This window comes from Candidatus Omnitrophota bacterium, assembly GCA_023819145.1.
Taxonomy (GTDB): domain Bacteria; phylum Omnitrophota; class Gorgyraeia; order DTHP01; family DTHP01; genus JBFWKV01.
In genome coordinates, this window is the sequence record JAMWCW010000001.1 from 70,260 (window position 1) to 95,971 (window position 25,712).

The 25,712-nt window shown below is 38.7% G+C and carries 11 protein-coding genes; all 11 read left to right on the forward strand.

Translation table 11 applies throughout. The annotated features are described in order from the left end of the window. Positions 1-155 precede the first annotated feature (155 nt). The 11 genes from NC818_00215 to NC818_00265 all read left to right on the forward strand — a co-directional run bounded on the left by NC818_00215 (position 156) and on the right by NC818_00265 (position 25,583). The gene (locus NC818_00215; protein MCM8783193.1) at positions 156-341 is read left to right on the forward strand and encodes a hypothetical protein; all 186 of its coding nucleotides are present in this window, start codon (positions 156-158) and stop codon (positions 339-341) included. Continuing rightward, positions 328-2,751, forward strand: coding sequence for a hypothetical protein (locus NC818_00220; protein MCM8783194.1), 2,424 nt, complete (start codon positions 328-330; stop codon positions 2,749-2,751). The genes NC818_00215 and NC818_00220 overlap by 14 nt, the downstream gene beginning before the upstream one ends. A 33-nt stretch (positions 2,752-2,784) precedes the next feature. Beyond that, positions 2,785-4,938 carry a helix-hairpin-helix domain-containing protein gene (locus NC818_00225; protein MCM8783195.1) on the forward strand — a complete coding sequence of 718 codons (2,154 nt, stop codon included), beginning with the start codon at positions 2,785-2,787 and terminating at the stop codon, positions 4,936-4,938. Between the two features lie 70 nt (positions 4,939-5,008). After that, positions 5,009-6,547, forward strand: coding sequence for a 6-phosphofructokinase (locus tag NC818_00230; GenBank protein MCM8783196.1), 1,539 nt, complete (start codon positions 5,009-5,011; stop codon positions 6,545-6,547). Positions 6,548-6,601: 54 nt separating this feature from the next. Continuing rightward, positions 6,602-7,393, forward strand: coding sequence for a hypothetical protein (locus tag NC818_00235; protein ID MCM8783197.1), 792 nt, complete (start codon positions 6,602-6,604; stop codon positions 7,391-7,393). Positions 7,394-7,471: 78 nt separating this feature from the next. Then, positions 7,472-9,691, forward strand: a complete 2,220-nt coding sequence (locus tag NC818_00240) for an aminotransferase class I/II-fold pyridoxal phosphate-dependent enzyme (GenBank protein MCM8783198.1) — start codon at positions 7,472-7,474, stop codon at positions 9,689-9,691. Positions 9,692-9,748: 57 nt separating this feature from the next. Next, positions 9,749-10,909: a S8 family serine peptidase gene (locus tag NC818_00245; GenBank protein ID MCM8783199.1), complete on the forward strand. Its 1,161-nt coding sequence runs from the start codon at positions 9,749-9,751 to the stop codon at positions 10,907-10,909. Between the two features lie 107 nt (positions 10,910-11,016). Next, positions 11,017-12,204: a PEP/pyruvate-binding domain-containing protein gene (locus NC818_00250; GenBank protein ID MCM8783200.1), complete on the forward strand. Its 1,188-nt coding sequence runs from the start codon at positions 11,017-11,019 to the stop codon at positions 12,202-12,204. A gap of 19 nt (positions 12,205-12,223) precedes the next feature. Beyond that, the gene (locus NC818_00255; GenBank protein MCM8783201.1) at positions 12,224-14,611 is read left to right on the forward strand and encodes a PEP-utilizing enzyme; all 2,388 of its coding nucleotides are present in this window, start codon (positions 12,224-12,226) and stop codon (positions 14,609-14,611) included. A 530-nt stretch (positions 14,612-15,141) separates the two neighbouring features. After that, positions 15,142-19,278: a hypothetical protein gene (locus NC818_00260; protein MCM8783202.1), complete on the forward strand. Its 4,137-nt coding sequence runs from the start codon at positions 15,142-15,144 to the stop codon at positions 19,276-19,278. A 257-nt stretch (positions 19,279-19,535) separates the two neighbouring features. Next, positions 19,536-25,583: a hypothetical protein gene (locus NC818_00265; protein MCM8783203.1), complete on the forward strand. Its 6,048-nt coding sequence runs from the start codon at positions 19,536-19,538 to the stop codon at positions 25,581-25,583. Positions 25,584-25,712 lie beyond the last annotated feature (129 nt).

Consider the following 25,712-nt stretch of genomic DNA (forward strand, 5'->3'; position numbering starts at 1 on the left):
AACGAAAATAACGAAATTAACGAACACAACGAACAAAATATCATCAACGCAGCCCTTGACGATTTGCAAAAAGCGTGTTATATCTTAATGTAGAAGAGAGGTACTTTATAAAACTTAAATTTCAATATCATAAATTAACTTTCTAGAATAAAAAGATGAGAGATTTTAATTATTTCTTTCTATTGGAAAGTGAAAAAATAGTTTCTCATTCTAAAGGGTATCAAGCCCTGATTAAAGCATTGGAGCATGGTTTTGAAGGATTAGACAAGGAAATAGCCAAGAGGTTAATAAATTCCTATTTATATTTAAATGAAAGGAGGGAATGTAATGAAAGGTTCTAAAATAAAATTTTTCTTAGTTTCTTTTTTGGTGCTTTCTTTTAGTTTTGGTTTTTCTTTTTCCGGTGATTCTTCTTTTTTATTGAGAAGACTCAGAAGTGTTCCTGTAGGTTATTTACCATCTTCAGGGATAGAAGTGGTAGATGCATTAGATGGTATGGTGAAGGTAGAGATGATTTTGCCTCAAACTTTTGAAGAGAATCCGGCGTTAGTTCCGACATTATCGGCTTTTTTTCGTGCTTTAAGCTATAACCGCGATATAGAAATCTCAGCGATTGTATCTCCTGTTTCTGCGGAAGAGTTGGCTAGAGCCATTCAGTCAAATTATGCGTTAGGTCCGTGGAGAGGGGTTAATGTAAGTGCTGAAGGAAACACCTTAATTATAAGAGGAATGGATACAGAGGTAAGAATACCTGTTTCTACAAGTTCTACAAGATCCACCGGCGGAGCCGATGTTTCTATCTGTCTAGGAGATGTCTCCCGTGCTCCTTCGATTCTTTCCGGGAAAAGAGCGCTTTATTTTCCTGTAGGAAGCATAACAACGCAAGAAGGAATAACTGCTTTACCTGGTTCTATTGGAGAATGGGATAGTGCGGTGGTTAATGTTTCGGAACTTACAGGTTTAGCAATAGCTTTACAAGCTCTGAGAGAAGAATTAGGAGGTTTTGGGATGGTGGGTAGAATAGATGTATTTTGTCCGGAAGGGGATATGACTATTGTGCCTTCGGCAAAAGAAGCCGATGTTTCTGATTACCTTTCTTCTTTAGGGATAACCTCCCCGGGAATGAGAGTAACTCTTCATACCACAAAAATATCCGGAGATATCAAAGGAGCAAGACTGGTAGGAATAGTAATTACTTTTCCCAGTAAAGTTACCAAAGAAGATTTAATAAAAATATTTGAAGCGCATCCTTTATTAGGAGTTGCTCCTGAAAAAGATTCTACTTCGGCAATGTTTACCAACCCCTATGAGACAAAACTTTTTTATCTCAATACCGGTAAGACTGTGGTAGACGAGCTAAAAGATGGTTCTACCATGATAACTCTGCGTGGTTGGGTAGGGGATTATTCTTACGCAGGAATGATGATTTCTGCCATCACTGAGGTGGGACAGCGTTTGTCGGAGTTAGGTATTCTTTCTACCCAGAAGGCAAGTGTAATCTATCCGGCAGTAGAGCATCCTAAAGTTCAAGTTCTTGCTCAACCGAAGAGAGTTATGGTCAATGGGGGAGGAGGGAGAATTGGAGTAAATATTTTGAGAAGTCTTATCGGAGATCCTAATTTTGATGTGGTGGCGGTTAACGGAGTGCGTAGTGCCGAAGCCTTGCGTCAGGGATTACTTTATGACGAAATACTAGGTCCTACGCGGGCGGTAATAGAAACCGGCAAGCAGAAGTTATTGGACGGGAGAGAGATAGAGTTTGTGACTATAAATGGCCATAAAATATATGTGTTTAATGCCCGTGAAGATGAAGAAGTGCGTCAACTTCCGTTAGGTGATTTGGGGATTGAGTATGTTTTAGAAGCAAGTGGCAATTATACTCAAACAAAGGATTTTGAACCTTTCTTTCAAGCAGGAGCTAAATATGGCTTTATCAGCGCTCCCGCAAAAGATAAAACTACTCCAGAGATTGTTCCCGGTGTAAATCCTGAAACTTTTGTAGCGATGGCAAGAGAAGGACTATCTCAAGTGGTTTCTTTTGGTTCATGTACTACAAATAATGCTGCTCCTGCCATAAGAGCAGTGCTTGATCTTTTAGAAGCAAGAGGATTGCAAGTAGAAGAGCAATTAGAAAAAGTCACTTTAGAGACAGTTCATGCAGTAACCCAGACCCAAGCACATCTTTTACCAATTCAAATCAGAGACCCAAATAAAGAGCCTGAGAGAGCAAGAGCAGGAGCACTTAATATTGTAGTTTCTAGTACTGGTGCAGCTAAAGTTATTCCTAAAATCATTGAAGAAATTGACAAAATGGAGGGAATAGCTTTGCGCGTGGGCAATCCTAATGGTTCGGAATCGCAGATTTCTTTCTATTTAGATGGTAAATCGCCCGTGACCAAGGAAGAAATAGTTGCTTATTTACAAGAAAGAGCGAGAACTGACCTCTTTAATATTTTAAGAGTAAATACTGGAGAAAAATTAGATTCCCTAGCGATAAACGGTTCAGATATTACTTCCATTGTGGAAGCTTCAACGGTGAAAGTTACTCCTCGTTATAATGATAAAGGAGAATATGTTGGCGATATGATCGTGCTTAATACTTGGTATGATAACGAATGGAGTTATACTCAACAGTACTTAAGGGGAATTATTATGTTTACCCTATTACTGGAGAACCCTGGTTTAACCCCCGAAGAACTCTTGGTGCGTAGTGACAGATTGGGTGTACATGCCTATGCTCCTATCCCATAGAAAATAAGATTTATTCTCGCAAAAGGAGGAATTATGCGGATAAGCAATTTAGTAAGAGTTATTTTTATTTTCTTTTCTGTTCAATTTTCTCTCTTTTCTGGTGAACTCCGGAATGGAGTAATCTTAATTTCTCGTCGGGCTAAGAATCAAGAATTTTTAATAGTGTCTCCCTTTCAAAAATTACTCTCTCTTTTAGGAAACGGATTACAAACTGGTCTTAACTTTGATGAAGGGATAGAACTTTTTCGCCAGATAGAGAGATTGCGCTTGTCTGTGGAGGAAACAGAAGATTTTTATTCTTTTATAGCGAATAATCTTGTTGATTTTTTGGTAGTTTCAGAAAGGTCAGGAATTAGAATTGACCTTCTTGATATTCGCGACCTTTTCTCGGCAGCACAGAACTATGCTTTGGGGATAAGAAGAGATGAGTTGGGATTAAATAGGGGAGGAAGGGCTCTTTTAAATAAGATGTTAAGTGTTAAAGATATAAAAATCATTGGTGAACAGCTTTTAGAAGCACTTGACTCCTCTTTTAACAATGGCAGGATTGATAAAGCTAATTACCTGAAATATAGAGAGCGTCTTGAAATTATTACTCTGATGGCTGGACTCTGGGCAACTTCACCAGTGAGTTCTAAGAGTATGCTTAGAGCTTTAGAAGGAGGAAATACCGCCATTATGGCCGCAAATACCCAGATGTCGGTAAGTATTCCCGGACTTATGCTTGCTTCTTTAGAATTTGGAGCTCCCCTTATGTTTGAATCGGCAATGAGTGAAGTCAACCTGCAAGACCCAAATGACCCTGCGAAAATAGCTATTGGTTATATCGGTAGAAATCCCCAGGAATTTGCGGAAGTAGTAAGATACTATGCCTTTCTTTTAGGTTACGACCTGCCTTATGCCATTCATGCTGACCACACCACAGTAAGTAAAGATACAGCGGAGGCAATTGACTATGCTAAAAGACTTAATCAAGCACAATTATCTGCAGGATATACCTCTTTTGCTATTGATCCTTCATCTCTTCCCGCAGTGAGAGAAGATACCCAGTTAAAAACGCTCAATGCCATGGAGGTGGAAGAGTTCTTGAGGCTTGGTTTTGATGAAAGTTTAGCAAAAACTTTAGCCGCGCGAGAATTTAAAAAATTAAAAGAACTCTCTTCTATTGAAGGAATAGACGAGAGAAAGATCAATATTCTGATGGACTATATTGAGTCACAGATTCTAGTTGCAGTTTTGAATAAAATGGGGTATGAAGATTTGATGAGCATTCCACGTATGCCTGGAACTATTGCCCGTGCCATTGTAGAGAACGGTCCGTTTACTTCCTTGGAAGAGCTAAAAGAAATTGATGGGCTGGGTGATGATGATATTTTCTATATTGAGGGAATAGACAATGCGGTTCTTTTGTTTGATTATTTAAAGGCTTACTTAGATTTAAAGCGGATTATTGAGATAAATATAGAATTAGCAAAATTTATTCCTGAAGAGTTTGGTTTAGAGGTGGAAGTTGGTCATATTGGAAGAGTTGATCCACTGACGGGAGAGGCGGTGATGACTACTCCTTTAGAAGCGGTAGTTTTGATTGAAGCATTACAAAGATTTGGGATAAAACCACAGCTTTTGGCGGTAAATAATGGAACAAAACACGGAATTGTCTTCATTGGGGGTAAAGAGGTTCCTACGACTGTAGATGTAAAAAGAACCGATGAAATAGCGAGCGCTATAAGACCTTTAGGAGTTTCCCTTGCTCAGCACGGAACTACTGGTACGCCTTTTGAGGTTATAAAAGATCAACTTGCGGGAAATATCCTTAAAGCCAATGTAGGAACCGAGTGGCGGAGAACTGTTTTAAGAAGCATGCCTTTGGATTTATTCTATAGAATGGTAGAGTGGACAGTGGAAGAAGAAAAAAGGAAAGCTCCAGAGAAATTTTCTGGACTTCTTCCGGTAAGAAGTTATACACGTGAACAACTGCTAAGTTCAGAGTGTCCTTACTATGCTTTAATTATTGATCCTATAAAACGGGCAATAGGAGTTTTTAGAGCTGAAATTGATAATATTTCTGGTGAGGATTTGGATTTAATTGTAGAAACAACCCGCGAAGTAGCAAGAGAGTATTTTACTGCTTTTAATGCTCTAGAGAAAGTTTGGAAGATTGTAAAGTATTTGGGTTGGGGATGGTGAGATCTTATAATTCTTCTTAGTAATTGAAGTTGTCTAAAAATTATTTGCTACTAAAGGAGGGATTGTAGAGATGAGAAAAATATTTTTAGTTCTTTCTTTTTGTTTATTGTTTTTTCTATTTTGTCCTTTAAATTATAATTCTCAAGAATATTTTTCTTTCCGTAGAATTCATCGTAATCTTTTAATCACTGACCCACAACTTTTAGATGAGGCATATTTGTTGAATATCCTCCATATTGGGGGTGGATTGGGTTCCATTGTAGTCGATGCTCGTAGCGGAGAGCATATTGCGAGATTGAGTATCTCTGGGAAAAGAATTATTAGTCGTGATGGTTTTAGCGTGCAGGATATTTTAAAAGGGATAGAAGAAGGGCGATTCGTTACTGTTACTCATCAAGAATTAGTTCAGAGGGCTCTTGAACATAGAGAGAATTGTGTGCTTGTCTTTACAGGTGGTGGAGATTCTGCGGGTATAAATGCAGTAATCAGTTCTGCAGTCCAAGGATTAAAGAAATTGAAACCAGAAATGACTGTTTTGGGTTTAAGAAACGCAGGAGCCAGTCTGGTGGTTTCTCCGGAAGAATTTCCCGAACATCTTGTTCTGATAGATGAATTATACGCTGAAGATGTTGCGGAACAGGGCAGTACTTTTTTGGGCTCTTCAAGGTATAATCCTTTTAAGAAAGCAGAAGATATGGCAAAGACTCTGGAAAACATAAAGGGTTTTGGAGCGTGGATTTCTACAGGAGGAGATGATAATCTTAAGGTTGCCCAGAGATTATCCCAGGAAAATCCGGAAATGGTGGTTTTGGCTACTGCCAAAACCATCGATGGTGATGTGATGGTTAATGGAAGAGGAGTGCAATGTTTGGGATTTGATTCAGCAGCGAAGATGTATCGGGACGAAATTTATTCTATTGCCCAGAGTGCCAAAGCTCATGGAGAGAAAGAACAACCGCTGGTAATTGTGGTTGAGGTGTTTGGAAGGGATTCCGGAAGGTTGGCTTTTGAATCGGCGCGCCCCGATGACTTTTCCGGATTGAATGCGGAGGAAATTCGGAGACAAGTTGACCTTGCAGGAACGATAATGATCGTTGTTCCTGAGGAGAAACATGCTGACGGGACTCAAGCGACCATTGATGAATTAGTAAAAAGGGCAGAGGAAATTATTGCCCGCGAAAATGCAGTGGTAATAGTTGTTGCTGAAGGTTATCGGCCAGGAGATATGCCGGATATTGTAAAAACTTCTTCTAAAACAGATGCCTACGGACACGTTCAACTTGCCGGCATTGGTTCCGCGCTTGTTCCGGTTTTAGAAAAAAGAATTCCTAAAGCAAAAGTAAGAACCTCTCTTCTTAACTATGAAGGAAGGGGAACGCTTCCCAGCGAATACGATGTTACATTGGGTTATAAGATTGGTTGGGAAATGGCTGAACTAATAGCCCAAGGAGTGACGGGTGGAAGGTTTGTAGGATATTTCAATGAAATGGATGCCCGTTTTGAACTGCCGGTGGTGCTGGAATTGGTGAATATCTCTAACCAGAATACCTTAGAGCTTTATCCCCGTCAAATATTAGAGAGGAATAGGGTTTTGGTGCTTGATAGGTAAAGAGATAACTTATTTTATTTGGCATTTTTAAAACAAATAGGTTTCTGAGTATTTGTGCGATATTTAATAATAAGAAAAATAGTAATTATTTTATTTTTTTTGGCTCTTTCTCAGACAATAGTATTTTCTCCGGTGTATGCTCGCAGAGTGAAGTGGTTTGGGGGTGAGTTATCACTTCTTCAAGAAAATAATTTTTTTGTAGGGCTGGAAGATAGTTTGAAAGAGTTTGTTATTAAATTCGAGGATGCCAGAGTAATAAAATCTATCTCTCAGCCAGAGCCATTAGAAGGGGATGCCCCTTTTGATTCCGGAGAAAAGATAGTTACCTATAAAATTGAGGTTTTGACAGATAAAGGGGTTAGCAGTTTAGTAGTGAAATTGGTAAGTAGCAGAGAAGCAAAAAATTTCTTAACTGCTTCTTTAAGGGGTGTTTCTCCAGGTCCAGCGATTTTTGTAGAACAGGGGTGGGAGAACAGAAATGGCGTTAGCGAAGGTTATTTAATCTATCGGTTCTTTGAAGGAGTGAAGTTAAGCGAAATTTGTAATCAGGAACAGGCAATTGATATCCTAAAGAATAATCTTTGGATTATTGAAGAATTAGGTATTAAACTTGCGAATTTAAAGAAAGCAGGGGTAAAATATAGAGATTTTTTATATTATAATACGCTTATTGATTTAGAAAAGAGAGCTCTTGTGATTGTTGATTACGGTGATAGGCATTGCGCTGATCCCTTTATTCAGGTAAGAGATTGGTGGTTGCCTTTGATGTTCAATACTGAACCCGAGATATTAGAGAAAGTTATTAGTTTATTTGTAGAAGTTTATCAGAGAGAATTAAATAATTAATGAGATTTGCTACTCTTAAAGAAATTATCTTGCGGCGAGAAATGATCACAATTTTAAGGGGGAGGAAGTGATATGGGTATGAGGAAAATATTCATATTTTGTTTTATTCTCATAAAATTTGCCATCTTTTCATTTTCTTTTAATTTTTCCTCTTTAGAAATTATTGCGCATCGCAGAACTAAAATTTCTCCTTTAGTAGCAAATCATGAGTCTGTAAGGAAAGTTTTAGTAGATATTTTCTACAGAGCAGCAGGATTTCAAGGGGCTTTGCGCAGCGGAACAGCACAAGAACGGCGAGATATTTTAAACCAACCTGAGGTAAAGCGCGCTGTTTCTTTGCTCCAATATGGTTTGAGTTTAGGAAGTACAACTTTAAGAAATCAAGTGGCTTATCTTGCTGAACGTTTAGGGATAAGCGCGAATCCCGCAGTAAATATTGGAATCTATCAGGGAGAAGCCGAAATTTTTGATATTCTGGGAAATATCTTTATGCCTGAGGGAGATGGTTTAGTCTTTTATCAAAAAGGAACTGATAATCCCGAAACTCTTTTTAAGCCTTTTTTGGCTCGCTATGGAGCCAAAATATTTGAATTTGACCCTTACTTCGTAGAGCGCAATTCTACTCCCTCCTATTCTACAGAATTAAGCGGTTTTGAAGCGCTGATTTCTTTAGCTATTCAAGAGGGACAAAATCCGCGTTTTATCTATCTTAGCGGAAAAGGTTTAACCGAAGCGCAAGCAAGAAGAATTTATGCTTTGGCAGAAACTTACAATCTTATAATTATTGAGGATATTACCAACGCAAACCCTACAGATTATCTACTTTCTGCAAACGATTCTCAAGGGAGAGTAATTTCCATCGGAAATTTTGACAAGTATTTAGGGGCTGCAAATCCTTTAAGTTATGCCATTGCGGGAGAAGAGATTATGCGTCTTATGGAAATTGCTATTGGCGGGATAAGTCTTCATCCCAATGCTTTTATTCAGCCGATAGTCTCGGAAATTTTAGCCCAAAACGGTATACCTTTCTCGGTAAATGTTTCCTATAAACCCATCACTCTTTCTGAGAGTGTAAAAGCAATTCTTGCTTCAACAGGTGCAGACCAGCGCTTAAAACCCTCCATCATTAGAGAAATTCTTAAAGGGGCAGTTTCGGATATGGTGCGTATGGGAGGAGGGGTTCCTGCCGAGGAGTTCTTCCCTTATGTGGAAATTGCCCAGATTATAGAAAATATGAGCCCTGAGGAATGGGAAAAGGTAATGGCTGGGGACCCGGCGATTAATTTAGAGTTGCGCAGTGTTTTTTGCCGGTGGCTTGAAGAAAGAGGAATAAAAGCTGACCCCCGTCAGGTTTTGGTAACCAATGGGAGCCAGCAGGGTTTGGATTTATTGGGAAGATGGGTGGGAAAAGAAGGAGTTGTTTTTGCCGAATCTCCTACCTATGTAGGAATGATTACGGGAGTTGCTCCTTACGGAGGCCTTCCTTATGGTAGAAATATTCGGCATTGGGATTTACGCACACTCACTGGATTAGAGAATTTAGAGAAAGAAATTGAAGAGAACTATCGAGGTAAAAAAATTGTTTTATATGTTACACCAAACTTTGGTAATCCTCCTTCAGGGAATATGTGGACGATTAGCGAAAGAAGGAATCTTCTGGCTTTTGCCCAGAGGATGCGCTTAAAGGGATACGATTTGCATATTGTAGAAGATGATCCTTATGGAGAACTAAATTATACTGGTCAAAGAATTGTAGATATCAAAGAGTTGGATACAAACGGAACAGTAATTTATTTCAACTCCAATTCCAAAGTCTTTTCTCCGGGAATGCGTGTGGGGTACATTGTGGCTGATGAGAAAATAATTCATGAATTTGCTTCTCTTATGGATGAAGTAGGTTCTTTTGTTCCTACACTCCCCCAACTTATTATTACTAAGTTTATCGAGACAGGAGCGATGGATAGACATATTGAATTTTTGATTGGTGAATATTCAAAACGTGCACGGGCAATGGAAGAAGCTTTAGAGGAATTTATGCCTGAAGGTGTAACCTGGACAAAACCTGAGGGAGGGTTATTTATTACTTTAACTGTTCCCTGGGATATAGATTTTATGGCCATGCTTGAGGAGGCCAAAAATTACGCGATTCCCTTTAACTTTGTTCCGGGTATCGCCTTTAGTGTGGATGGCTCAAGTGCTCATAAAATTCGTCTTTGCTTTTCCACAGAGTCTGAAGAAAGAATAACCTTAGGTATTAAGGCTTTTGCGGAGTTGATAAAAAAACACCTTGGCCAATAGATTTTTTTGTAATATTTATATCTCCCTTTGGTTATAGATAATAGGGGGGCGAGAAAGATGAAGAAATACTTAAGAATTAGAGGGATATTTATTTTAGTAGTATTTGTAGTATTTTTATTTACGCTTTTGATTCCTGTAAAACATTCCTTGGCTTATCCCAGGAGTTATCCTTATTTAGTTTCTAATTCATTACCAGCTTTTTCCGCGCGAGGGTTTAATGAAGCGCTCTTAGCGCGAGTTTTGCGCGAGATTATCATTATCTATAAATTCTTGGCTCAAATCGAAAGGGTTCTTAATGAAAGAGGAGAAAATGATTTTCCATCTTTAGGTAGGGTCATCGGAGACAGACCTCAGGAGAGAGAAAATTCCCAAAATACTCCCCCCAAAAGAAGTAATTTAAGGGAAGAACCTGCGGGTAACCGTCATCTAGACCCAGAAAATCCTTCGGCAAAACTACCAGAAGGGTCATCTTCGTCACCTGCTGGTTCTCTAGGAAAGATAAAGATTGCGATTATTGATATTGACTCTAAGCACGCCGCAGAAGTAAAGGCGGTAATGGAAGAGACAATTCGGCGTAAGAATCCCGGGGCAAAAGTAGAAATTCGTACCATTATTCTTCCTGGCAAATGGCAAAGGGATGGTTCTAAAGCGGTGGCTACCAGTGATATTTTAGACGCTTTTGCAGAAGCCAAAGCTTGGGGCGCAAAGGTAATCAATATGAGTATTGGTGCACAAGGAGGTGTAGACGGTATAGTGCTTAGTGCCTTACGCGACCTTTCTGAAAGTGGCATTCTGGTAGTAGCGGCATCAGGTAATGAAGGTAGTTATGATGCTTGGGGGCAAGCTGGCCGATATGTCTTATCAGTGGGGGTAAGAGGTGCACCTTATTCCAATACCGCTGATTTATATGTCGATTGGGGAGAGCTTCCACCTGGATTAGAAGGCACATCTTTTGCTGCTCCGATTATTGCTGCGGAAGCGGCTTTAGCCTGGTTAGAAAACCCTTCCCTTAACTTGGCAAGTTTGCCTTCTCAATTAGGTTCACGGGACACAGTTTATGCCCGGAGTAATCCTCCGCAAAGAAGTTCGCAGGGGTTTCACACTTCGGCAATAGAGTTTGTAAGGCCACCTGTTGTTTTTTATACGCCGGTGGAAGAAATGCCTTTTTACGAACAGAGTTTTTATTCGCCTGTTGGCTGTTTTCCGTCTTTTTGGTAATTTTTGTTTGTTTTCTTCTAAATAAAGGGGACACTTACTACCGACTCTTCATTGGTTGTAAGAAAGTAAAAGATATTAAACTTGAATTCCGAGGAGGTATTATATAAATGAAAAATAGTAGAGGAAAGATTTATGTTATGTTTTTGGGTTTGTTATTTTTCTTTCTTAACTCATTATTATATTTAGACTTATCTGCGGGATGCTCTTTCCGGCGAATCAAAACTCAACCTGCCAAAGAATCTGCGCTGGTGCTTTTTTTCCACGAATTAGGTAGAGAAGATATTTTTTTAGTGGGAGGAAAAGGGGCAAATTTGGGAGAACTTTCGCATATTGCCGGGATAAGCGTTCCCGAGGGGTTTGTAGTTACCACCACCGCTTTTCAAAAATTTTTAGATGCCAACCCTGGATTACAAGATAAAATTATCAGGATTATAAATAGTATAGATTGGGATACCCCTTCCAGTATAAACTCTGCTGCGGAAAAGATAAAAGAAGCGGTTTTGCGTGCGAACATGCCGCGAGAGATTATTGAGATGATTAAAGCAGGTTATGGCCATTTAGAAGAGATCTCCGGAATAAAGGATGTGCCCTGTGCTGTAAGAAGTTCGGGAGTTGCTGAGGATTCTCCTAACTTTTCTTGGGCAGGTCAATTCCGCACTGAATTAAATCAGAGGGGAATATATCAGGTTTTAGAGGCGGTTAAATTAATCTGGGCAGAGTTGTATAATCCTGATGCCCTTACCTATGGACATCAGAATGGTATCGACCCGCGCAAATTTTCTATGGGAGTGGTAATTCAGCGGATGATAAATTCAGAGAAATCAGGAGTGGCTTTTGGACTGGAGTCCGATACAGGTTTTCGTGCCAATCCCGGAGGAATGGAAGGAGTTTTTTATATTGAAGGGGTTTATGGTTTAGGTGAAGGGATGGTGCAAAATATTCAAGAACCTGATGGATTTTTGGTAGTAAAGATGCCTAATGGTGAATTTAAAATTATTGAACGCATTTTCGGTTCCAAAAGAGAACAGATAGTTTATCGGTCTGGAATGAGTGGGACAGAGAAAACTTCGGTTCCCGAAGAATGGCGTCAGAGATGGGTTTTTTCAGAAGCAGAGGTGTTAGAGATTGCTCGTGCAGTTTTTGCCTTAAATAGCCACTATAATCATCCCCAGGATGTAGAATTTGCCTGGGAAGGAGGAAAACTATACATATTACAATCACGCAATGAGACAGTTCATGCAGATAAACCAGTAGATTTAATTGAATGGAGAAAGTTTAGAATTAACCTTAAATGAAAAAAGGGGGAGATAAATAATGAAGTGGTTACATGTTAAAATTTTTTGGAGTATTGCCTTTTTAATTATTGCCAGCCTACTTTATGTTGATAATCTTTTTATGTTTTCTTCTTTAGATTTTATTACAAGAAGAGTATTAACTCCTTCTTATACAGATTCTCCTTCGGTTGAGGTTCCCTCCGGTTCTCCTAAAATAATTGCCCGTGGAGAAGGGGTAGGTGCTAAAGGAGCGGGGGTAGGACGAGTGGTTATCATTGATGAAAATAGTTCCATCCCTATTCGTGAGCAGGCAATGCGTGTGCGCGAAGGAGATGTACTTGTTGCTTATCGCACCGATCCTTCTTTGGTGGATGCCATGCGCCGAGCAGGTTTGGTGATTACTGAAATTGGAGGGAAAAATTCTCATGCTGCGATTGTCGCTAGAGAATTTAATTTAAATGCGGTTATTGGTGTGCCCAATGCTACGCGTATTTTTGCTCAAGGGCAGGTAGTTACTGTTGATGCTGAGCATGGAGTCATTTATGCTGGAGCTTTGCCGCTTGAAGAAGATAGTGTTTCCTATCGCGTGAGTGAACTTCCGTCTACGAGCCCTGTAAAGATAGGGATACTTTCCTTTGATACTGCTCGGGTGAGAGCGATGTTTCCTTTGGGTTTGTATTCTGATTTTTACGGTATAGGGCTGATGCGTGCAGAGTTTGCTTTACAAAATATTGGCATCCATCCGTTAGCAATATTGGATTTTGATAGAGGTACGCTTAGAGATGCAAGGCTACAAACAGAAATTACGCAAAAAATCAAAGGCTATGCGAGTGCGCGAGACTATTACATCTCAAAACTTTCTTCTGCAATATTTTCCAATTCGCTTATTCTACATGAGGGGCAAAAGGTTATTTACCGCACCACTGATTTTAAAACCAACGAATATGAAGATATGTTAGGAGGGGATGTTTACGAGCATAAAGAGCCCAACCCCATGATGGGCAATCGCGGTTTACAGCGAATGATTAGTCCTGAATACCGGGAAGCATTTGATATGGAACTCGAAGCATTTTTACTTGCCTGGAAAGATAATCCGGGAAAGATTTCTATCATGGTTCCTATGGTACGCACTCCCCAAGACCTTCTGACTTTTCGTCAAATTCTTGAGGGAAAAATAAGGAGTATGGGGCTCTCGGGTATGCCTGAGGTAGTAATGATGTATGAATTGCCCGCGAATGTTTTTCAGATAGAGGAATTTATTCACGCCGGTATAAATGGTATTTCCATTGGTTCAAATGACCTGACACAATTTATTCTGGCAGTAGACAGGGACAGTGGTTTATTTAGAGAAGGAGGTAGAGAAGAATATGATGCCGTAAATAGAGCAGTATTGCGTGCTATCGGCATCGGTATAACTTCTTCTAAAGCCCGCGGTGTAAAAACAGGTATTTGTGGGCAAGCGCCATCAGACCATCCAGATGTTTATCCTGCAATTCTTACTGCTTTAGGAATAGATTCTATAAGTGTTACTCCCGATGTGTTTCATAAAGTGGTAGAAGCAGTAGCCCAAGCACAACAAAATCCTTCTTTTGGGATGAGATACCTTTCGGGTTTAGATTTATTTTTAGGCTACGATACCCAGACTAATCCCAAACGAGAATTAAAGAAGATAATTAGTTCTGATGATATACTTCGGAGTATTGGCATTCATCCTTTAGCCTTACTTGCCTTTGACCGGGGAAGTAGTTTATTGAGTGATACGGCGATAAGTAGGCAGATTGTTTCTTTTGCCGGAGAAGAAACTGCAGAACGGGCTTACTTTGACCGTGTATATAGGGCGGTAAAGAATGCTTTACTTATGGATGGAGAGGTAGTTTATAGAACAGGAAGTTTGCTCAGTACCGATTATAAAACGCTTGTGGGAGGAGATATTTTTGAAAAAGAAGAAGCAAATCCCTTATTGGGTGCGTTTGGAATGTACCGCCTGCTCAGATATGGTTCAGAAGATGGCGCTTTGAGTATGCGTGATATTTTTAACATAGAGATGGATGCAGTTTTAAAAGCTGTGCGGGATACCGGTAAAGTTATTCATTTAGAGTTAGATATGGTGCGCACTTTTGGAGAATTACAGGAGGCAGTTTCTGTGATTAATGAGGCAATACGCCGTACAGGGATTTCTCCAGATAAGGTGAAAATTGGTCTAAATGTTTCTACTCCGGCAAATGTTCTGCTTATTTCTGATTTTATTAACCAAGGGAGATTAAGTTTTGTGAGTATCGACGAAAAAAGGTTAGCCTGTTATCTTTTGGGGGTGGATTCCTTGAGTATGGTTAGCCCCGAGGCTATTGAACGAGCCCTATATATACCTCGTCAACTGGTTTATACAGCATTAGCTCAAAAGGGAATCCCTTTAGTTAACTCCCCCTAACCGGGAAAAACCGACCCCACCTCGTAGGTGTCCTTTTCACTGTATTGTAAGTTGTTTTTATATGGATACTTATGTGGGACGATTTTGGCCACCTACGAGGTGGGCACGGTTAGTTTTGGTTTGGGTGTGGGTTGAGGAAAGTAGATTTTGGGTTGAGGAGTTAGATTAAGGAAAAATAAAAAACAGAATAGAATGTTTTGAGGTGTAAAGAAAGTTTACCCCCACAATGATAGAAGATGTCAGTGTAAGTAGATATTTATCAGTAACTTATGGATAGATGCTCTTAGAATGTAATTTTAATTTACTTTCTTATTTGCCTTATGAAAAAAGGAGGAAGATAAATTTTCTTGTTTTATAGTCGGAAAAATCTGTCTTTGGTGATTATCTAATATTCTGGCATAAATTTTGCTTACTCTAGTAACAGAAAAAATGTCAGAATTAAAAATTGAAATAAGAAAATTTTTACCATCTCTGCCATTGACGATAAGAGAAAGATGTGATATAATTTATATAGAGAATAATAATAAATAATGAATAAAATAATAAAAATGATAAATATGGAAAAGAAGAGAAAATATATTCTTATCTTTTTGGGACTATTTTTGCTTATTAGTGCCTATGTAGAGGCAAAGGTGCGTACTCAAGTAATTCGCAATAGCCCCGTCCCGGAAAGAAATGTGGGAATTATTCCTGAGGCGCGTTCGGTAGAAGACTGGGCACGGGTGAGAACTCAGGTTATAAAAGAAACAGAAAGGAGAAACCGTCAAATAGAGACCAGCCAGAATCTTCCCGATAAAATGGAAGATAGCCGGAGAGAGACAGAAGAGGAACGCCTCAAATCCGCTTACAAAATAGAAAAAGATGCTCGGGAGATGAAACAAAAAATAGAGCAGGCTTCTCCCAATGAGGTGGTAGGAGAAAATCCCGATGGGACAAAATGGTATCAATACTCAGGAAGATTTGACATCTTCAAGAACTGGATAAAAAACAAACTCAAAGAACTTGGCCTCTTGGATAAATGGAAGGGTGAAAGTTTTGAGGAATTAGTTCAAAAATATGGTAAAACCAATTTTGACCTCACCTTCAACAAAAAATCTTGGTCTTATTTTGGTAAGCGCTCCTCGACTCTGCAAACCACAGAATTTCAATTTAGTTTAACCAATCCCGAAGATAATTTTGAAAAATATATTCAGACGCGCTCGCGTCAATTAATCTGGGATAGCGCCAATAATCGCGAGGCAGAAATTGTGCAACATACTATAACCGATGAGATAGAATGGGCAGGTAAGTTCTATGGCACGCCGGGAAAAACCGAACAAGGAAGGCAGATGCTTTCTTCTCGCCAGAGAACTTGGGATGAGACCAGGGGAACTTATTCTGAGGTAAACCAGAGAAATGTCTATGAAGGGAATTTCCATATGCCCATTAAGACCATCCGCAAGGTCTTTGAATCGGGCTACGATACTAAAGGCAATTACTATGAACGCCGATACGAGATGACCCGTGAGAATATTGAATGGGCGTGGGTTGTTTCAAGTGACCCAATTTCTGGCGGAAGTTATGAAACAAAGAGCTTTGACCAGACGATGATTGATTATTCCACGCCTGATAAAAAGACAATTTCCCACCATGAGTTTACTTATACTGATGATGGAGTTCCGGAAAGTCAATTGATTGTTAGCCGAGAAGTTGGTTTAGGGCTAAATCATATTTCAGTAAGTTTAGAAAGATATCTTGACTACTACAAAGATGGTTCTTTGCGCCAAGGACTGAGTCTTGATCTCACTGGTGATTTTCCTGACGTATATACCGCCGTAAAAGAAGGAAGAACTTTACAGAATTTAATCAATAATAAAGAAACAAAGTCGCAAATCGAAGCACAGTTGGGACGCAGTTTAAACTTGAACAATCCTCAAGATTTAAAAATCTATACCGCTTATCTGAGGGAAGGATTGGGGGAAACAGCAAGAAAAATCAGTTTGAGTTTTGCCGAGAAGAAACACAATGACAAAGCATTCCTTGCCTGGGAAAAAGAGACAGTTGCCATTGAAGGAAAAGATGAAAATGGGAGCCTGATTAGTTCTAGCAGTGAAATAGAAAAAACTTATACCCAGTTCTTACCCTTTGGTCAACCCACAGAGATTGAGCAACTGATAAGAAGCGAAGCCACACCAAATGTAGAAACAAAATTAAAGATTTCTTTAAAATACAACAAGTATTGTCAGGTAACTGAACAGAGAACCGAAACGCGAGAAACAAGCCTTGATGGCAAACTTAATAAACACACGATAAGCATAAAAGATAAAATTGTTTACAATGGTTTAGGACAGGAAATTTCCTATCGTGAGCGAGAAGAAGAATATGATATAGATGGAAAGCGCATTGGCAATCGTGAAACTTTAGTAAAAAATATTACCTATAATGAAGATGGCTTGCAGACCGGTTACGAGATGCAGAGCATAACCAGAGGAATTGATACTCATGATGGAAGTATTTTTGAGATAATTACTGAAACAAAAGTGCGCGATATCCGATATAATGAATTGGATATGCGTATATCCTGGAAGGAGATAAGTATAGATTTAAGCAGAAGCCCGGGATTAATTAGTGAGAGAATGTATCAGGTAAAGGCAATAGATGAATTTGGAAGAATTACGGAGATAGATATAAAAGAACACACTTATGGCACTGCTTCCGATGGAACCTCTCTAAATACTGAACGCACCATTAACCGCAAGATAAAATACAACTCTTTAGGTCAGGAAGAAGAGGCAATTGAGGAGGTAATTGAGAAGGCAAAGACCACTATCTCAACCATTAAATATGCCTATGACCAGTATGGGAGAATTTCGCGCGAAGAAAGAAAAGTGCATGTAACGGGGAAAGATGGAGATAGCGAATTGGACTATACTTATACTCTATTGCGCTATGGATTTGAGTACAATGATGCAGGACTTCTACAGAGATATAAGGCTAAAATCCGGAATGAATCTACAGCCGATATAGAAATAACTCAGGAGGTAGAGATTGGCTATGACAGTCTGGGAAGAGTAGATTATCAGAAGACTCAAGTCTGGGAAGATACGCGAAGCGGAGATAAGGCCTTACACAAATACACACTTACCGTAAGGGAAAACATTACCTATAATGAATTAGGATTAGAGACAGCTTATACTGAAACAGAGGAGGAATTTGATGAAGATGGAAAACGCATTGGCAATCGTAAGGTTAAGGTAAGTAACATTACTTATAATGAAGATGGTTTGCAGACTGGTTATGACATGGCGGTAATAGTAGAAGGGACTGATACCCATGACGGAAGTAGTTTTGAAACCTTTACCGAGATTAAAGTGCGCGATATTCGTTACAACAATTTAGGCATCCGCATTAGTTGGAGAGAAACCACCATAGATACAAGTAGGAGTCCAGGATTAACTACCGAAAGAAAATACGCGGTTACAGAGATAGATAGGTTTGGTAGACCTATAGAGCTTATAATCAATGAGCATGCTTATGGCTCTGCTTCTGACGGGACAAGTTTAGATACCTTCCGCAAGATTACACGCCAGATAACCTACAATTCTTTAGGTCAGGAAGAGGAAATTACTGAAACCGTAGAAGAAGGGGCAAAGAAAACCACTTCCAAGATTAAGTACGAATACGATGAATGTGGCAGGATTAAATATGAAGAAAGAAATATTCATGTAGAGGGCGAAGAAGAGGGGGTTGAGTTGGATTATATTTCTACAATAAGGCGTTATGGATTTAAATACAATGATGCAGGGCTTGTACAGGGCTATACGGCAGAAATCTGGAACGAGTCCAGTCCCGACTTAGAAATAAAGCAGGAGGTAGAATTTGGCTATGACAGTCTGGGAAGAATAGACTATCAACGAAGCGAAACCTGGGAAAAGGGAATAAGTAAAAAGCGCGATAAACATGGTGAACCTACAGGCGAGGAAGAAGAGGTTGAACGGCATACAATTTCTGAGAAATATGATATCCAATATAATGAATTGGGCTTGGAAACTTATTATAAAACCGATAGAAAAGAATACGAGGATGGAGAGTTAATCCGCGATGTTACCGAGACCACTTCGGGAATAAGGTATGATAGTAAGGGAAGAATGACTGAATACACCACCCATAGAACTGGTCAAGAGAGATTCCTTGAAGACAGTGGAGAATATGGGGAATTAAAGAGTGTAAATATTACTACCCATATTTACAACATTACCTATGTTGATGGTCTGGATTTAAGAAAATCCTGGAGAGAAGAAATTTCTGGTTATATAGGGGGACAGGAATTTAAGGCAAGCACCCGTCAATATGAAATCTTAGAATTTGACCGCTTTGGAGAAGTGGTAGATATAAATATTGAAGGAGATGGAGTGGAGGAGGAAAATTCTGCTCCTCAGATTGATACGCGGGGAACAACTTCTGGCCCAGAAGTTAATCAGACCACCAGACCTTACTCTCCGACAGGTTCAATAAAGACAACAAGTGTTCGTCGGGGACCAGTAAGAGGTTTAGGAGTGCGCGGAAAAAGTAGAACTTATGCAAAAAGACCTTCCGGAATAAGTCTTTTGAGTAGTGAATCCAGTCAGCGTAAGAAATTAGAAGAGGAAGCAGAATATATTACGCCAGATAAAGAAGAAGAAAAATAGAAAAAAAATTACGGAGGATAACAAAAATCTTTCATTTTAAGTAATTGTAATTAAATAGTTTAAAAATTAATTTTATAAGCATGTAACTTAAGTTTACAATTATTAAACATTTTAGGGAGGAGAAAAAAGAGAGATAAAAAATGTAAATTTAATTATATTAATTACTTATAAATGACGATGATTTTAGAGGAAAATTGGCATTAAACTTGCTTATATAAAGATGAAAAATTAAAATTTTGAAAAAAGGAGGGTAAAAAATGAAAAAGACAAGATTTTTACTAAACCGGGCCGGGGGAATTTTAATACTTTTCTTAATTTTGGCTTTTACAAAGCCGGGAGAGGGATTATTTTTTACTGGTGATGACCCTACTCAATACCATATGAGTACTGGATGCGGGATGTATGGTAATGGTTGTAATGCTTTTGGGGATCAAGAACGGCAAACTCCAGGCTTACTGAGGCAAATGAGTTCGTCACCGGCGTCTATTCAATTTAAGGACGGAATTCCAGTGACAGGGGATTCAGTGAGGTGGTCTCTTTTCGATCTGGATAATGATGGTAATGTTGATTGTTATATAGATGAAAGTGGAAATAGATATTTAAAAACTATAACCTCAGATGGCATAATAACAGGTTATATTTTAGCAAAAAATCTTGAAAATGGAGATTTAGATGTTCAAGTATATGGATATACTCAAACTTCAGGTTATTTTCCTATAATTCCTATAGAACCACTTGATCACACAGAACAGAATACTCAGGTAGTTGAAACACAATACCGTTTAGTGGCACATTTTAAAGTAGACCAAGCCGCTGGGCTTAATTCTTTAATAAAAGCTATTTTAGATGATACTCGCCTGCAATCATTCCTTCAAAAATTTGATCCCAATATGAATAGTATGCTTAATGTGGGTGGCCAACAACTGAAGTTAGTTGAAAGTTTTACATATAACGATACAGACTCTGAATGGAATAAAAATGACCAGGAGGAAAAATATTACTCCTCTATAAATGGATATTTAAAAAGGGAGGTAATTTCTGGAAAGGAATATTATTATGTCTATAATTCCGACTATACCTTAGCTGCGCGCTATACAAAAGATACTAGTGGTGATATCACAAGCTTGACATTTATTACTCCTTCTGGAGGAGCTTTTGAGCGAGGTAAGTTAATTAGTGGGACTGAATATGAATTATCCGGGGCTTCCTTGGGGTATCTGAAGGGCTTATCGGAACTCTCGCTAAATATAAATAATATAGGTTCTTTAATGGAAAAATCTGCAATAATAGCGGGAACCTCATGGCTTAAGTTAGGCGAAAACCACTATTTTCAGCTTAAAAAAGGAACAATTGAGCAGGTAGTAACTGTAACTGTAGCAGACGATGGAAAATCTTCTTCTTTAACTTTGCAAAGGCTCAAATTGGAAGATGATAAATTGGTAGTAGTAAATGGTCAGTCAATAACTGTTTCCAACGCGCTTTTAACTGGCAAGTTGCCAAGCGGATACTTAGATTCCTCAATTACTTCCCCTAAAGTCTTAGACCTTATTTTAAAAGGAGCCTCCATAGATTACACTCATCAGAGAATTTATTTTGATTATACAGGAAAGACTTATGCTTATGATGTTACTGGAGAAGGCTTACAGTATTATTATGTTTATTATATGGGCGGAGGAAATACATTACCATTATTACAAATTTATGGTCCTGATACTAATATAACAACTGAAAACCCTGATTTAACTTTAACTGTGCCACAAGAATTAAAAATCACTAATTTTACTTTTAATGTTAAAGGAACTAGCGCTACATTATCTTTCCAAGCAGATGGTAAAGAATACACATATAACCTTCCTACTAGTAAAAATGGTTCTTTTACCTTGAGTATTGATCCCCAAGCCACTGGTGCAGGGGTAATTGCACCTACTATTAAAATACTACCACCCGCATTAAGCGAGGAGCAAAAAAGATGGATTGCTAGTATTTTGGGTCTAGAAGACGATCCGGGTGGTCGAACAGCCGTACAACAATTGGATAATTTATTGGGAGATTCCCAAAATTATTTTGTAACTGGTAATTATTTTGGGATTCAATCAGGAGAGAGTATTTTTATATTTAATACTTCCTCACTAAGTGCAGGTAGTAGATATCTTAAATTTGATGGTAAAAATCTAATAATTAATGAGGGTACTACAACTATAACTATAGGAGATTTCGCTAAAGTTTTAAAGAGTCTAGGATTCTCTGCTTGGCTGGATGCTTTTAAATCTATGGAGGAAGATTCTCTGAGGACCCTTTTTGGACTAAATCCGAGCAATTCAGCCAATTTCACACTTGCCTTTGAGAAGATTATTACTGAGGCGCAGAAAGAGTTTTATAATTTCTCGTTTGAGAAAGACACAAGTGGTAGTAATTATTCGCCTAGGGGATATGCTAAGGCTATGTTGGATAATTCCCGATCTGTTGTTGTTGTTGAGTTTTATATTAGTGATGGGGATAGTTTCACCAAAGTTTTAGGATTTGATAGACCTACATTACTGCAAATATTAGATAGATCAGAAACCTTTGAAGGCTTGTATGAAAAAGCTAAGGGATTTGTCAGGAATATTAGTTATGTAAAAAGGTTAGATGGAACTTATGTTTGGGTATGTAGTATAGGTAATAAGTTTGTTCAATTTTATTCTATTGGAGGAGGAAGTGAATGGTGGGCATTGGCTGTTGATGCTACTGGTGATGTTACTGTATATGATAGCGGATGGGAGATAAAATATACAATTGCTAAAATAGAGTTAGAATCGTCACCATCACCAAGCGTTGATTTAGTAAAAAGCCTAATTTTTGATGAGCAAACATTGCATCTTCTTCGGTTAAGTATAGAGCAAAGAGGAGACGGTGGTGTAACAGGTGTAACAATCCAAAGAAACAAAATAGAAGTGTGGGAACTGAAAAAAGCTTCGGCGAATAGTAATGCGTTAAAGAGGATAGAAAAATTTACTTTGCTTGGAGAGGAATCTGTGGTAGCAGGAAGGGCGACCCCACTTGATCCAGAGCCAGTTATTGAATTCGGCAGTAGAAAAATAAAGGAAATCCAATTTACCAATTTTGCGGGGATGGTAACCTTCGCTCGAGGAATTAGTTTTAAGACTCAGGGTGATAAAAGTTATCTGATTTTAGGAGGAAAAATTTATGAGCTTTCTTTAGCAGAAGATGGATCAATCTTTACAATTAGCCAAACTCCTATTATTACGATTGAGCAACAAACTTGGGAAGCAATAAGAACACTTATTGCTTACGAGCGGACAAATACTGGAAGTGTAACTGGCCCGAGTGCAATTGGCTGGGCTGATATTAGTATAGTAATAGAAAAAGAGGACAAAGTGTACTTTGAGGTGCCAGTGAAATCAATTGATGAGGGAAGATATGTATTGAGATTTGATAGTAAGGGACAATTAATTAAGAGAGATGGTGCAGTATTGAGTTTTACTCCCACAGATTCAGATGAATCCCAAAAAGCAGAAAGCTTTAAAACATTTTTGCAAAATAATGTAGGCAATCTTCCTTTATCTGCAGCAGGCAAAGCCTATGAGAGATTTTGTTCACAGTTGGCAATTGCTGGTGTGGCTAAAGTAGATTGGGAGATATTTCTTCGTAGCTGGAATGAAGGGGCAAAAACTCTTGAAGGCTTTAGTGACCCCGGATGGGGTGGGGGACTTAGTAGGAGCGAACTTATCGCGGCATTGGAGCTTAGTGATGAGCAGAAACAACAGCAGTTGCGTAGAATTGAGGCTACAGATATAAATGGGTTTAATAAATATCTTTATATTGATGACAAGGGAAATATAGTTTATGTAGAAGAACTACCTGATCCCTCGAAAGGAAAATATAAAGGATATTTATTAAGGTATCAGTGGAATGATTCTGCTAATCCTCCGGAAGCGAATATTTCTGGAGTATTGGTAGGAGCTATGCAGCGTTCAACTTCACAAAATGTTTTATCACAAAATGTTTTATATGGAATAGTAGCAGAGGTTGATAATGGTGGGGGTTATGTAAAATTGAATGATAAAGGATTTGAATTAAATTTAAATATTATATTTAAAGGTAATAACAAGGGGTATGAGAATCTTTTTGATTTTGAAACATACAAAATCGAAATCAAGGTTAGTAGAGTGGATAATACATTGACGCAGGTAGAAACAACGAATTGGGCTAATTCTAATGCGCAAAGATGGTATACGAGCTCTACCATTACTACAGTAGTAGGGCTACTGGAGGATGGGAAATTTGAAAAAAAGCGAGAAGAAAGGGTATTAAAAAATAATGAGGGGGAGCAAGAAACAATCACTTTTCCTGAATTTGATGGAAAAGGCAACCCCACTAAAAAACAGGTGCATTCTTTGAGGAAAGTCGATATTGAGGGTTGGGAATGGAGAGAGGATAATTATACAGAGACAGGAACTCTTAACAGTAATCAACAATGGGTGAGGAAAGGTTATGAACCTAATACTCAAAGGACAATTAAGCTAAGTAGAGGAAATGGGGATTATCTACAGCAGGAGTACTCTATAGATGGAAATGGAAAAGCAATCAGATGTGTTATTGAGGAAAAAAGAGGTTCGGTAACTGCCAAAGTAGAAGAAGAAGTAGTAGGTGAAGGGGATTTATTATTCTTAGGAGAGAATACACAACTTACCTTGAATATTAATGGAGATAGGATAGATCCCAAAACAGGACAAACGGTAAGTGTAAGTGGCAATAATGTAGTAAGGTCTGTTTATGTATTTAAGGACGAAGAGGTGGCAGCACTTAAACAGCAGGGCTTAACCATAAGGGCTGGTATTCCTTATATCCTTGATAAATATGAAGATGGTTCGTTTAGAATATATACCGCATTTGTAGAACAAACATATCTTGATGCACAAGGAAAACCTAAAGCGTATTATGTGGCTGGAGAATATGTAGGAACCCTTGGTTCAAAAAAAGCCAGTGACGGTGCCAGTGGCGGAGGCGGTGGAGGAGGTGGAGGAGGTGGAGGAGGTGGACCGGCAGGAAGTGACAAAATTCCTCCTTCACAAATAGCTAATCAGGATACAGGAGAGATTGTTGGTGGTATGGAAGGGCAATTAGATGGTTTTGTGAAAAGAAGCTATCCTGAGAGAGTAGAGGAATTAGCTCATACTTATCGGGCAATGGGTCCGGGAATGAAGGAGAGAGCACTTTCTATAAACGATAGAGATAGTGCCAGAATATATCTATTGGGGAGATTTCTTTCCAGAGATAAAATTAAACAAGTTCTTTCGGTTCTTAAAAATAAGAATCTTTCTATTGAGGAAAAACGCGCTTTACTTAAGAAACTGGGGCTTTCGGATAAATTGCTTGACTTACTCCTTAATGGTGATGAAGAAGCATTAATTAAAGAAGCTCAAAAAATGCTCCTTAAGGATTTCGGGCTTTCTGATGAGGAGATTGAAGAATTCTTCAAGAGCAGTGATAAAAAAGGATATTTGCAGAAGAAAGGACTTTCTGATGAACGCATTGAGGCGGTAATGGAGATAACAGATTTAGAGAAGGCTCAAGAGGCAATCCTTAATCAGGAGGCAGTTTTGGAAGAGTTGCTCAGTGAGGAAGAGAAAGCACTTATGGAGGAGCTTTTTGCTTTGTTAGAGGAATATACCGGATTTATTAGTGATGAAGAGTATGCGGAATTAAGGGAGATTTTGGTAGATTTGGGGCTTTCTGAGGAGACCATAGATGATTTAATAGGTAAAAATGCGGATGAGTTTATGAATAGTCAGTTGCGGAATTGGGCAATGATGGATGAGAAAAATATTCTTGAATTGGCAAGGATGCTTTTCTTTGATGAAGACTTAAAGTTAGATAAATGGACTGCGGAGTTTATTGTAAAAGGTGATGAGTTTATGGTAAATGAGCTCTTAAGTAAAATTAGACAAGCAGTAAAAGAGTATCTTGAAGAGTATTGGGGTAAAGAGGTCAGTGAAGAAGAAGTTAAAGGTTTGGATGAGGCGACTAGAGAGAAAATTGCCGATGCTTTACTGCAAGCGATAGGTAGAGGAGGACTTACGCTGGAAAATGCTTCTAAAAAAGTAAAGGAAATTCTTGCAGAGATTATCCCTTTGAAGGAAGCGAAAGAGGAGAAGAGCCCTATTCAGCCAGCACCTTCTCCGGAACCGTTACAGCCACAATCTCTTGCTGCGGTAAGTATTCAGGGTAACTGGAGGAGCAAAAATAATGATGATGATATTCCGCGGTTGTTAAGAGAAAAAAATGAACTCAGAAGCAGATAGGTTAAACAAAAGTAATTAACCCCAAACCCCTGCCCACCGCGTAGGTGGGCATTTTTTCTTGACATAAGCTTATAAATTTGCTATATTTATTATAGAGTTTAAGGGACACCTACGCGGTGGGATAGGTTT

Bases quoted from the DNA above. Each gene is read 5' to 3' on its own strand.
- NC818_00260 (MCM8783202.1), top strand. From the start codon at position 15,142: ATGAATAAAATAATAAAAATGATAAATATGGAAAAGAAGAGAAAATAT.
- NC818_00265 (MCM8783203.1), top strand. From the start codon at position 19,536: ATGAAAAAGACAAGATTTTTACTAAACCGGGCCGGGGGAATTTTAATA.
- NC818_00240 (MCM8783198.1), top strand. From the start codon at position 7,472: ATGAGGAAAATATTCATATTTTGTTTTATTCTCATAAAATTTGCCATC.
- NC818_00225 (MCM8783195.1), top strand. From the start codon at position 2,785: ATGCGGATAAGCAATTTAGTAAGAGTTATTTTTATTTTCTTTTCTGTT.
- NC818_00230 (MCM8783196.1), top strand. From the start codon at position 5,009: ATGAGAAAAATATTTTTAGTTCTTTCTTTTTGTTTATTGTTTTTTCTA.
- NC818_00245 (MCM8783199.1), top strand. From the start codon at position 9,749: ATGAAGAAATACTTAAGAATTAGAGGGATATTTATTTTAGTAGTATTT.
- NC818_00215 (MCM8783193.1), top strand. From the start codon at position 156: ATGAGAGATTTTAATTATTTCTTTCTATTGGAAAGTGAAAAAATAGTT.
- NC818_00250 (MCM8783200.1), top strand. From the start codon at position 11,017: ATGAAAAATAGTAGAGGAAAGATTTATGTTATGTTTTTGGGTTTGTTA.
- NC818_00220 (MCM8783194.1), top strand. From the start codon at position 328: ATGAAAGGTTCTAAAATAAAATTTTTCTTAGTTTCTTTTTTGGTGCTT.
- NC818_00255 (MCM8783201.1), top strand. From the start codon at position 12,224: ATGAAGTGGTTACATGTTAAAATTTTTTGGAGTATTGCCTTTTTAATT.